Here is an 11494-nt window from a genome sequence, read left to right on the forward strand (position 1 = left end):
GCCACCGGCCCCCCGAGAGGATCACACGCGTGATGACCACTCCACCCGCCGAACGGCTCCAGGCCGCCGACGACTTCGCCCCCGGTGAGCTCGAGACGCTGCAGCGGTTGGCCGTGCGCAGCCACGAGGTGATCGTCCAGCACCAGCAGCCGGGTGGCGCCTACCCGGCCTCCCCGACCTTCTCGGCGTACACCGGGTACGCCTGGTTCCGGGACGGCGCCTTCACCGCGGAGGGCATCTCGCGGTGTGGCGACGTCGCCTCGGCCGACGCGTTCCACGACTGGTGCGCCGGCGTCCTGGCGGCACGCCGGGACCACGTGACCGACCTGGTGCGGCGCGCGGCCACCGGCGAGCGACCACCGCTGGAGGACATGCTCCCCACCCGCTACACGTATGCCGGCCAGCCCGGTTCCGACGCGTGGTGGGACTTCCAGACCGATGGCTACGGCACGTGGCTGTGGTCCGTGGTCACCCACGCCGAACGCCACGGCCTCGGCCTGGCGCGCTGGTGGGCCGGCATCGAGGTCGCGGTCGACTACCTCGCCGCGTTCTGGGACCTCCCCTGCTACGACTGGTGGGAGGAGCACGTCGAGCACCGGCATGTCTCCACCCTCGGCGCCATCAGCGGCGGACTGCGTGCCGTCGAGCGCACCGGCCTGCTCGACGCCGCCCGCTCCCGCACGGCCGGCGAGGTGGTGGCGGACATCGCACGGCTCGTGTCGACCGATGGCACCAGCGGCGGGCACCTGACCAAGTGGCTGGGCACCGACGCCGTCGACGGCTCACTGCCGTCCTGCGTGGTCCCGTTCGGACTCGCCGCGCCGGGATCCGACCTGGCCACCCGCACTCTGCAGGCCGTGGCCGCGGACCTCGACGTCGACGGCGGCGTGCACCGGTTCCGGGCAGACGTGTTCTACGGCGGCGGCCAGTGGCTCCTGCTCTCGGCGCTGCTCGGCTGGAACCTCGCCGTGGCCGGCGACCGGGCGGGCGCGTTGCGTCACCTGCGCTGGATCGCGGCGCGGGCGACCGCGACCGGCGAGCTGCCCGAGCAGGTGGAGGACCATCTGCTGCACCCCGAGCACCGACAGGAGTGGCTCGACCGCTGGGGGCCCGTGGCGACGCCGCTGCTGTGGTCGCACGGCATGTACCTCATCCTCGCCGACGAGCTCGGCCTCCTTGACCGCCTCGACCTCCCCACGACCTGAGAAGGGCACCATGGCATCCCTCGTCAGCCACCGTCCCCACGGCATCGAACACCCCTATGCCACCTCCATCGACCAGCGCATCCCGGTCCTGCCGCTCGACGGTCAGCCGGTCCGCCTCGGGGTGGCAGCGCAGCCGGAGGTGGTCTCCGTCGTGTGCGAGCTCGAGTCCACTGGGGAGGGAGGGAGCGCCACCACGCACCTCACGCTGCAGCCCCGGGAGGCGTCGGCGGCCGATGCTGCCGCTCTGGCCGGCGGAGAGGGCCACCTGGCGGAGGCCCAGGCTGCGTCCATCGGCGGGGAGGGCGGCTGGGCGGTGAGCACGCCCCCGCTCGGTGCCGACACGGCATACCGCTATCGCTTCACGGCGACCACCGCCTCTGGGGCTAGCGAGTCCACCGACTGGTTCGAGGTCGCTGCGGCCCAGTGGCTGCCGGAAGGCGGGACCCTCACCGGCGCGGACAGCCGGCTGGTGCCGGGCAGCGTCGAATGGCTGGTCAGCAGCGGGGGCGTCCACCGGGTGCGCTTCGCCCTGCGACTGCAGCAGGGCGACCATGTCGTCGGCTTCGGTGAGCGCTACGACGCGGTCGACCAGGCAGGCAGCACGCTCGACGCGGTGGTGTTCGAGCAGTACAAGTCGCAGGGGGTGCACGGCCGGACCTACATGCCGATGCCCTTCGCGCACGTCATCTCTGCTGACGGAAGCTCATGGGGTTTCCACGTCCGGACGGCCAGGCGCACGTGGTACGACGTCGGTGCCTCGGCACCCGACCGGCTCGTCGTCGAGGCGGCCCTCGGGGGGCAGGCGCAGGAGTCCCTCGACGTGGCGGTGTTCGAGGGCACGCCCACGGCGGTGCTGAGCCGCTTCCTCGACGATGCCGGGCGTGCGGAGGAGCTGCCCGACTGGGTGTTCACGCTGTGGGCCAGCGGCAACGAGTGGAACACGCAGCGCCTGGTCATGGAGCGCCTGGACTCCCACCGCGACCTCGGCATCCCGGTCGGCGTCGTCGTCATCGAGGCCTGGAGCGACGAAGAGGGCATCACGATCTGGCGCGACAGCCGCTACGAGGTCAACGAGGACGGGTCCGCCCACGTGGGAGCGGACTTCACCTACCCCGCGGACGGCGCCTGGCCGGACCCCAAGGCGATGGTCGAGGAGCTGCACGCGCGCGGCATCAAGGTCATCCTGTGGCAGATCCCGCTGCTCAAGACCGAGCACACGGAGGCCGGCCTGCACCGTCAGGTGCTCGCCGAGGGCGAGGCGATGGTCCGCGAGGGCCACGCGGTGCGCGAAGCCGACGGCACGGCATACCTCAACCGTGGCTGGTGGTTCCCGAAGTCGCTCATGCCCGACCTGTCGACCCAGCGCACCCGCGACTGGTGGACCGAGAAGCGGCGCTACCTCGTCCGGGACCTCGACGTCGACGGCTTCAAGACCGACGGCGGTGAGCACGCCTGGGGCCACGACCTCGTCCACGGCGACGGGCGGCGCGGTGACGAGGGCAACAACCTCTACCCGGTGCACTACGCGCGCGCGTTCGGCGACCTGCTGCGATCGGAGGGCAAGGCTCCCGTGACGTTCAGCCGTGCGGGCTTCACCGGCTCGCAGGCCCACGGCGTGTTCTGGGCCGGCGACGAGGACTCCACCTGGGCGGCGTTCCAGTCGTCGGTCCGGGCGGGCATCACTGCCGCGGCGTGCGGGATCGTCTACTGGGGCTGGGACCTCGGCGGGTTCTCCGGTCCCGTCCCGGACTCCGAGCTCTACCTGCGCTCGACCGCCGCAGCCACGTTCATGCCCGTCATACAGTACCACTCGGAGTTCAACCACCACCAGCTGCCGCTGCGCGACCGCACCCCCTGGCACGTCGCCGACACCAATGGCGACCCCGAGGTCGTCGAGGTGTTCCGGCGGTATGCCGCGTTGCGCGAGCGGCTCGTGTCGTACCTGCGGGTGTCGGCGGCGCGCACCGTCGCGACCGACGCGCCTCTCATGCGAGGGCTGTTCTTCGACTGGCCCCACGACCCGCAGGTGTGGTCGCACCCAGCCGAGTACCTGCTCGGCGACTCGCTCCTCGTCCACCCGGTGACCGAGCCGGGGGCTCAGAGGTGGGAGACCTACCTGCCCGAGGGTGAGTGGGTGGACGTGTGGACCGGCGAGCAGCTCGCCGGTGGGCGCGAGGTGACCAAGGACGTCACCGGCCATGTGATCCCGGTGTACTGCAAGGCCGGGGACTGGCCCGACCTCGCCGAGGTGTTCGCAGACTGAGCCTCGATGGTGATCGGCCACACCTGGATCGTCTCGACCCGCGCCGGCGGTTCGAACGGTTCGCCCCTCATCTCGGCGCCGAGATCGACATCGCGTGCCGGCTCGATCCGATCGCCGCCGCTGCGATGCTGCTCACGATCGCGGAGCGTGCGGGCACCGGGCCCGCCGGTTAGGGAGGGGTGTCCGCTGAGTGGCGGCAGGCTTCGACCGCGGCCGTCACGGTGCCGTGGAAGTGGTCGGCCCCGATGGCCTCGACGAGACCGACCGAGTCCAGGTCTTGCCGAAGCTCCAGGGCTGCCCTGGCGACGTGGAGCTCGATGTTCCGCTCGCGCAGACCGTCGAGCACCTCCCGCAGCGCCGCCTCCGCACTCGCGTCGATGGCGCTGATGAACGAGCCGTCGAGGACCACGTGTCGCACGGGCTTGGGGGCGCCGTCCACGGCCGCCCAGAGCCGGCGCTTGAAGAAGTGTGCGTTCGCGAAGAACAGCCGGTCCTGGATGCGGTAGACGACCACGCCCGGCGTGATGCCCGCATCGGGGTCGTCGACGACGTTGACGTACCTGTCCTCCTCGGCGGACCACCCGAGCACGGCGTCCGCGGGTCGGGCCGCCCTCCGGAGGATGTCGGCGACTGACAGCACGACGGCCACGATGATCGCCTGCAGGACCCCGATCGTCACGACGCAGAGGACCGTGATGGCGGCGATGACGACCTCGACCCGGCTGCTGCGTGCGAGCGCCCGCCACTGCGCGGGGTCGATCAGCTTGGCTCCCGCGTACACGATGACCGCCCCGAGGACCGCCGACGGCAGGTGCTGGATGGGCGCCGTGAGGAACATCAGGATGGCGGCGATCGTCGCGGCGGCGGCAAGCCCGCTGACCTGGCTCGTCGCACGCATGTCGTCGTTGACGGCGGTGCGCGACCCGCTCGTCCCGACTGGGATGCCCTGCGTGACGCCCGCGGAGATCTGGGCGACACCGAAGGCGAGCAGCTCCTGGTTGGCGTCGACGACCTCGTGGTGGCGGGCGGCGAAGGAGCGGGCCGTGAGGATGGAGTCGGAGAACGCCACGACGAAGACGGCCAGTGCTGCGACGACGAGCGGGCCGAGGTCCGCCCGTGACAGGTCGGGCACCTCGAGCGAAGGCAGTCCGCTGGGCACGGGGCCCGTGACCGACACCCCTCGGGCGGCGAGGTCCAGTGCCCAGGACACGGCGATGCCCAGGGCCACGAGAAGGAGTGCGCCGGGGATCCGCTTGCTGATCCTGCCGGCCACGATCAGGAGCGCCAGGGACAGGGCGCCGACGATGACCGTGACCCCGTTGGCGTCGCCGAGGTGGCGGACGATGTCGAGCGTTTCGCGGATGGCCCCTTCCTCGTCGCTGGAGATGCCGACCAGCTTGCCGAGCTGGCCGAGGACCAACACGATCGCGACCCCGGTGATGTACCCCACCAGGACCGCCTGCGAGAAGTAGTCCGCGATCCAGCCGAGGCGGGCGAGGCGGGCCACGAGGAACACGAGCCCCACCATGATCGCGAGCATGGCTGCGAGGGCGGTGTACTCGGCGCTCCCACTGGCAGCGAGCGGGGCGACCGCCGTCGCGACGAGCAGCGCAACGGTGCCCTCCGGCCCGACGACGACCCGAGGCGCGGACCCCAGGACCGCGTACGCCAGGACGGGCAGCAGGAGGGCGTACAGCCCGGCGCTGACCGGGACCCCGGCCAGCTGGGCGTAGGCCATGGACGCCGGCAATGCCAGCGCCGCGACCGTGACACCGGCAACCACATCGGTCCGCAGCCGCGCTCCCGAGTACGTCGACATCGAACGGGCGAAGGGCACGTACCGGGTCGTCATCGGCGGTCGACTCGCCGACGCGAAGGCGCCGCGACCTTCGTACGCCTCGCTGAACGGCTGCACGGTCACACGCAACCGGGCTGGGCGACATCGGGCATCGCCCGGTGGGGATGAAACGGTCGGACCCGCGGGCCCCGTCCACGCCCCGGCCCGTCACCGGGTCCTCACCGGGTCGACGGGCTAGGGGGACTGGGAGGGGTCGATCTGCTGGGAGAGGTACTGGGCCGCTCCCACCCGCGCGATGACGTCGAGCTGTGCCTCGAACCAGTCGACGTGCTTCTCCTCGTCACGGACCATCTCCTCGAAGACGGCAGCCGTGCCGTGGTCTCCGAAGCCGTGGCACTCCTGAGCCGCCGCGTTGAACTGAGCGACGGCGTCGAGCTCTCCGGCGAGGGCGAGGCGCAGCATCTCCTCGGGGGTCTCGCCGGTCTGGATGGGGTTGAGGCGCTGCACGTTCGGGTGGCCGTCGAAGAGCAGGATGCGGTTGATCAGGTCATCGGCGTCGCGCATCTCGTCGATCGAGAGGTCGTAGAACACCTTCCCGAGCCTGTGCAGACCCCAGTTGTCGAGCATCCTGGCGTTGAGGAAGTACGAGTTGGTGACCGTCAGCTCCAACGTCAGTGCGTCGTTGAGCATCTCCACCACGCGCGGGTTCACTGGCTGCAACGGGCACCTCCGGTATCACGGGGATTCGGCTCCCGTCATGCTGGCACAGCAACGCCGTGACTGAGAAGGCGAAGGTGCCGCCGTCCCGGAACGCGCCGGGGGCCTTGCCACACCGTGGCCGGTCCTCCGAGTCAGTCAGCGGGAGCGCCCGAGGGAGTCACGACCCACCAGAGCCCGCCGTGGGTGGAGACGTTGTGGCACTTCACCTCGTGGGGGCTTTCGTGCGCGTAGAAGTACAGCGGATGGCCGGCGTAGGTCACCTGGAGTGCTCCGTCCTCTCGTCTGGTCGTGCCGAGCAGCGAGGGGGCGACCTCACCCGTGGCGACGGGTGGGCCCTCGGTCAGCACCGGCGGCCAGGCCTGCGCGCAGTCGCCGTAGCACTCCGGCCTGGCGGACTTCTCGACCTCCCACATGTAGATCGCCTGCCCGCGCGCGTCGTACAGCATCGTGCCGAAGTCGCTCGCTCCTGTCGTGATGGTGATGCCGCTCCTCGACGCGGGGGCCGAGGTGGGGGCGGACGTGCTGCTCGGCACCGGTGGGGACGCTCCGGAGGGGGTCGGGCTGTTGCCCGCAGTGGTGGTGGGGGCGTCCGCGGCACAGCCGGCGGCCAGGGCAGCGATGAGAAGCAGGGCGGCGCGCGTGGGTGCCATGGCTCGATTGTCCGTCCACCGCCCACCCGTGGCGCCGTGCAGTCGTGACGAGCCGGTGACGAGCGCAACTGGCGCGTCGGGCGTCTGCCCGAGTCCGGACCGCTCAGGTGCGCCGCGGCACGAGGCGGAGCGTCGTCGTGGCGGCCTCGCTGCCCACGACCGTGCCGACGATCGCCGGTCCGTGGCGGTCGTACTTGGCGTGGTACGCCGCGTCGAGGGCGGCGTGCACGGTGTCGTCGGGCTGCTCGAAGGTGACGTCACGTTCCAGGCCACCGGCCCGGATCCGGCCGGCGCCAGAGCCGCGGGCGCGACGGAACCACGGGTTGTCGGGTCCGTAGGCCGAGCGGATGTACAGGTCCCGATCGGCGCGGACGACCCAGATGGTCACGTACGGGCGCACCGTGCCGTCAGCCCGGAGGGAGGAGACTCCCAGTTCCTCCGCGTCGCCGATCCGGGTGAGCTCCTCGCTGGTCCAGGTCGTCATCTCGACCTCCTCCGTCGTGTCCGGTGTGGCTGGGGCGTGAGCCCGTATGCCGTGCGCGTGCGCCTGCCGCGCGCGGTCTGGTCATCGCGCGCGATCGTCCGGACCGGGGCCGGCCTCCGCCTGGTGCAGTCGCTCGTGGAGCCGGCTGCGGATCTCCTCGGGCTCGAGCTGGGAGCGCTGCCGCTGGTCGCGGGCCATGATGACTCCTGTAGCAGCGACACCGGCCAGCCCGGCGAGGCCGAGCACCTTCCAGAGCTTCATGACAGGAGACCTTTCGCGTGGATGAGGCAGTGCTGAGCCTAGACGCGGCGGCCGAGCTCACCCGGACGGGCGACCTCTGGCTGTTCCGTGGGAGGTCTGCGGCCGACCACGCGATCCGGGCCGTCACCAACGCCCCGGTGAACCACGTCGGGATGGCTGTCGCCCTGGACGACCTGCCGCCGCTGATGTGGCACGCCGAGCTGGGCCGGGGCCTGCTCGACGTGTGGACCGGCACGCACCACCGCGGCGTGCAGCTCCACGACCTGCGCGCCGCGGTCGCGCAGTGGAGCAACCGGTACGACCAGCGCGTCTGGCTGCGCCAGCTCCACACGCCCGTCACGCGTGAGATGGAGGATGCCGTGCTGCGGACCATCGCCCGCATGAACGGGACGCCGTTCCCGGCCACGGCGGCCCTGGCGGGCCGCTGGTTCCGGGGGCGGCTGCGCCAGCCCGCGTCGCTGGAGTCGACGTACTGCGCCGAGGTGGTCGCGGGGACCTACCAGGCGATGGGCCTGCTCGAGGGCGAACGCCCCACCAACTTCTACGACCCGGGCACCTTCTGGTCCGGCGACGGGCTCGAGCTGCTCCGCGGGGCCGAGCTGGGGGACGAGATCCGCGTCCGGGTGCCCCAGGCGTGAGAACCGGCTGTGCCCGGTCAGCGGCCAGACGTCGGCGTCAGTGCGTCGCTGAGCACGCCGGCGTGCGTGGTCTCGCCGGCCGCAAGGGGCAGGTCGGGGCTCAACGTGGCCCGGGTGACGTCGTGCTCGCACAGCAGCGCCTTCACCGCGAAGACGCAGGAGCCGCAGTCCGTGCCGGCGCCCGTCGTCTGGCACACCTTCGCGAGGGTCGTGGCACCGGCCTCCACAGCGTCGACGACCGCGGCGTCGTTGACGACCAGGCAGTGGCAGACGATCACGTGAGTCTCCTGGGGGAGAGTGCGGCAGTCCCGGACCAGGTGACGGCGGCCGTCCGGGGCAGGTTCTCGATAAGGTCAGGCTTACCTAACCAGATCCGGGGCGGATCCGGAAATCCGGCCCGCGGCGCTCCCAGATCTCGGACACCGTGCTCGGCCGGTCCGCTCCACCGGTGCCCCGAGTCGCTGGCCAGCCGCGCACCTAGCGCTGCACCGCGGGCGACGCCGCGTCCTCGATGAGGATGCTCGGCGCCCCGGTGCCGTCGGCGGGGAGCCTCCAGACGTCGCTGCCGAGCACGCCCGCCGAACCGGCGCGCGGCACGGCGTACAGGAGCTGGTCGTTGTCGAGCCACTCGACCTGGTCGTCGACGCTGCGATCCTCGGCCAGCATCGTCTCCTTCCCGCTCGCGAGGTCGAGCACCGCGAGCCGCCAGTCGCCGGGGATCCGGTCCTCCTGCTTCTTGTAGGCGACTCGGCGGCCGTCCGGGGAGAGCGACGGGCACTCCGCGTCGGCCCGCAGCGTGGTGAGCGTCCGCGACGTCAGGCTGCCCCGAGCCAGCCACGTCTGGCCGCCGAAGGCGACCGTGACGAAGAAGCGGTCGTGGTCGGCCGCGAACGTGACACCCCAGTAGTTGCGGTCGGCCGGCCGAATCGCCGCGCCGCGGTGCACCAGACGGAAGCTCTCGAGGTCGATGGCCGTTCCGGCGTGCACCGGGTCGCCTGCGCTGAGCGGCGTGACCACGGTGCGGGTCGAGAACCCATCGGCAGCGTAGGAGTCGCCCGAAACGAAGCTCGTGGTCGCCGCCAGCCCACCGTCCGCCGACAGGCGCGCCCGGCTGGGGGTGCCCGTGAGCGTGAGTGCTGCCTCCGCGCCACCCTCGGTGCGGACCTGGGCGCGGTACACGGACGCGATGCCGGGGGAGGGGGCGAGGCACAAGGTGCGGGGCCCGGCTGCGTACACCCGCTCGCAGGTCAGGCCGCTGAACGCCCTCTGCCCGCCCGGGTCCGCGAGGGGCACGAGGGCCACGCCGTCGCGGTGCGCCCCCGCAGCGGTGTGGCGGAAGACGATGTGGGGCGCGGACCGGACCTCGGACACCGGCACGGCCTGCTGCGCCGGGGCTGTGCGCACCAGCAGCCTCTGCTGCGTGGCCCGGGCCGCCAGGAGGTATGCCGCGGTCGCCCCCACCAGCAGCGCGATCACCACGAGGACCGCGACCAGCCGGGCACGCGCGCTCACAGCGTCGCCCCCGCCGGGCGCTCGACCCCTCGCAGGAGCCACCACGCCAAGGGGACCGACACGCCCAGAGCCGCGGCCACGGCATACAGCGCAGGGCCCCGTCCCAGCCAGACCCAGAGAAGGCCGAAGCCCAGGGACGCGGCGAACCTCGCGGCAGCCACCACGGTCTGTACCGTGGCGATGCCACTGGCCCGCACCTCGGTGGGGACCAGCGTCGAGGCCAACGCGGAGAGGACGCCGTCGGTGGCCGCGTAGAAGGCCCCCAGGAGGAGCAGGCAGGCCACGGTGCCCGCCGGCCCTCCCAGCGGGCCCGCCGCCGCCAGGTACGCACCCAGGAGGAGAAGGTGCCCCGCAACCATCACGCGCGCACGGCCCAGCCGGTCGGAGAGCCGGCCGAAGGGCACGGCCAGGGCGAAGTACGCGATGTTGGTGCCCACGAAGAGGAGGGGAAACCACATGGCGGCAAGGTCATCGCGCTGCTGCAGCGAGAGGTAGAGGAAGCCGTCGCTCACGGTGAGCAGCGCGAGAACGCCCGCGGCCAGCAGCAGCCGGCCGAAGCGCCGGTGCCCGAGCAGCCGCAGGGAGGGTGCCGACCTGTGGGCCGACGCTGTCGAGCTGCCGGCGTCACGCCGTGGGCGGAGGTCCGGCACCAGCAGGAAGAGGATCACCAGTCCCATCACTGCCGCGGCCAGTGACGCCACGAAGACGGAGCGGTAGTCCCCGGGCACGAACCACAGGATCGCGAAGGCCAGCAGGGGACCGATCGCGGCACCTGCGGTGTCCAGGGCGCGGTGGACGCCGAAGGCCCGGCCCAGGGAGGCACCCGGCGTGGAGGCCGCGATCAGGGCGTCACGCGGAGCCGTTCGCAGGCCCTTGCCGAGGCGGTCGACCGTGATGATCGCGCTGATGGCCGCCAGGCCGTGGGCAGGGACCAGCAGGACCTTGGTGAGGGCGGAGAGACCGTAGCCCGCGAAGGCAACCCACTTCGGGCGGTCGGCGCGGTCGGCCAGCCACCCTCCCAAGATGCGGACCAGCGCGCTCACCCCTTGGTACAGGCCGTCGACGAAGCCGAAGGCCAGTGGGGACAGGCCGAGGACGGCCGTGAGGTAGAGCGGGAGCACCGCCGCGACGGCCTCCGACGAGATGTCGGTGAGCATGCTGACGAGCCCCAGCAGGATCACCGTGGTTCCCACGCGGCGCGTCGGTGTGCCGCCGGGTCCGGTTCCGGGCGTGACCGCCGGCCCCGGACGCGGTCGCTCTGTCAGGTACAACGCGAAGCCCCCTCTCCCTGCGTTCGGCCGACCGCGGTGAGGCATGGCGGGCGGACCGGTCAGCAAGGCGTGCGGACCAACATGGCGCACGCTCGGCGGGGCCGCATCATGCAATGGGATGAGTGCGCTGACTGCGCCAAGTGAGCTCAGTGAACTGAGTCCGCTGAGTTCACGTGCCGGGCGTCACGCCCGGCACGTGCCTGGTCACGCCGTCTGGTCGTCCAGGCTCGCGTCCGCGGCGTTCCTGCGGACGGACTCGATCCCGTTCAGGGCGCTGGCCCTGGTCTCGTACGCCTCCCCGACGGCGATCGTCTGGCCGTTGCCGGCCTTGAGGCGGAAGCGGAACTTGCCCGCGGAGTCCTTGTAGAGCTCGAACTTCCCAGCCATCTCCCGACCTCCATCTCGAGGCGCTGCACGACACTTCGCACCGTAGAACCGCGACGCGGCCGCGGACACGGGCATTTGTTCGAGACCACGTCGACCTGCCTCTGCCCGCAGCTCCGTGCGATCCTCGGCGGGGGTTGGTGGTGCGGGGATACCGTTGCAGGGTGCGGGGTGATCGGGTCGAGATCGTCATCGATGCGGGCGGTGAGGTCCGCACCTACGAGGTCGCTGCGACCCGCAACGGACGCCGGGTCGAGATCAACACCGGGCGCGGCGTCGTCGAGGTCACCGAGGTCACCCGCGGCGGA

Annotated in this window: 12 protein-coding genes; 3 read left to right on the forward strand and 9 right to left on the reverse strand. The window is 71.9% G+C overall.

Annotation, left to right across the window (positions count from 1 at the left end):
- Positions 1-32: 32 nt before the first annotated feature.
- Entirely contained in the window at positions 33-1205 is a 1173-nt protein-coding gene (locus tag VIB11_RS11770; protein ID WP_332031418.1) for a glycoside hydrolase family 15 protein, read from the forward strand.
- Between the two features lie 10 nt (positions 1206-1215).
- Positions 1216-3468 carry a TIM-barrel domain-containing protein gene (locus VIB11_RS11775; protein WP_332031419.1) on the forward strand — a complete coding sequence of 751 codons (2253 nt, stop codon included), beginning with the start codon at positions 1216-1218 and terminating at the stop codon, positions 3466-3468.
- A 169-nt stretch (positions 3469-3637) separates the two neighbouring features.
- On the opposite strand, the gene VIB11_RS11780 is transcribed toward VIB11_RS11775, so the two are convergent.
- The 5 genes from VIB11_RS11780 to VIB11_RS11800 all read right to left on the reverse strand — a co-directional run bounded on the left by VIB11_RS11780 (position 3638) and on the right by VIB11_RS11800 (position 7381).
- Entirely contained in the window at positions 3638-5383 is a 1746-nt protein-coding gene (locus VIB11_RS11780) for a SulP family inorganic anion transporter (protein WP_332031420.1), read from the reverse strand.
- 117 nt (positions 5384-5500) lie between these two features.
- Positions 5501-5977, reverse strand: a complete 477-nt coding sequence (bfr, locus tag VIB11_RS11785; protein ID WP_332031429.1) for a bacterioferritin — start codon at positions 5975-5977, stop codon at positions 5501-5503.
- Between the two features lie 140 nt (positions 5978-6117).
- Entirely contained in the window at positions 6118-6636 is a 519-nt protein-coding gene (locus VIB11_RS11790) for a hypothetical protein (protein WP_332031421.1), read from the reverse strand.
- A gap of 103 nt (positions 6637-6739) precedes the next feature.
- On the reverse strand, positions 6740-7120 hold the full coding sequence (locus VIB11_RS11795; protein ID WP_332031422.1) for a DUF2255 family protein: 381 nt from the start codon (positions 7118-7120) through the stop codon (positions 6740-6742).
- An 81-nt stretch (positions 7121-7201) separates the two neighbouring features.
- A complete protein-coding gene (locus tag VIB11_RS11800; RefSeq protein WP_332031423.1) occupies positions 7202-7381 on the reverse strand; it encodes a hypothetical protein in 180 nt (59 codons plus the stop codon).
- A 17-nt stretch (positions 7382-7398) separates the two neighbouring features.
- Here VIB11_RS11800 and VIB11_RS11805 point away from each other — a divergent pair, with 17 nt between their 5' ends.
- Positions 7399-8019: a hypothetical protein gene (locus tag VIB11_RS11805; protein ID WP_332031424.1), complete on the forward strand. Its 621-nt coding sequence runs from the start codon at positions 7399-7401 to the stop codon at positions 8017-8019.
- A 17-nt stretch (positions 8020-8036) separates the two neighbouring features.
- On the opposite strand, the gene VIB11_RS11810 is transcribed toward VIB11_RS11805, so the two are convergent.
- The 4 genes from VIB11_RS11810 to VIB11_RS11825 all read right to left on the reverse strand — a co-directional run bounded on the left by VIB11_RS11810 (position 8037) and on the right by VIB11_RS11825 (position 11189).
- Positions 8037-8297, reverse strand: coding sequence for a (2Fe-2S)-binding protein (locus VIB11_RS11810; protein WP_332031425.1), 261 nt, complete (start codon positions 8295-8297; stop codon positions 8037-8039).
- A gap of 199 nt (positions 8298-8496) precedes the next feature.
- Complete coding sequence (locus VIB11_RS11815; RefSeq protein ID WP_332031426.1) at positions 8497-9531, reverse strand: hypothetical protein; 1035 nt, start codon at positions 9529-9531, stop codon at positions 8497-8499.
- Entirely contained in the window at positions 9528-10724 is a 1197-nt protein-coding gene (locus VIB11_RS11820) for an MFS transporter (RefSeq protein WP_332031427.1), read from the reverse strand. The genes VIB11_RS11815 and VIB11_RS11820 overlap by 4 nt, the downstream gene beginning before the upstream one ends.
- A gap of 282 nt (positions 10725-11006) precedes the next feature.
- Positions 11007-11189 carry a YegP family protein gene (locus tag VIB11_RS11825; protein WP_332031428.1) on the reverse strand — a complete coding sequence of 61 codons (183 nt, stop codon included), beginning with the start codon at positions 11187-11189 and terminating at the stop codon, positions 11007-11009.
- Positions 11190-11494 lie beyond the last annotated feature (305 nt).

The organism is Pedococcus sp., from assembly GCF_036554925.1.
In the GTDB taxonomy this organism is placed as follows: domain Bacteria; phylum Actinomycetota; class Actinomycetes; order Actinomycetales; family Dermatophilaceae; genus Pedococcus_A.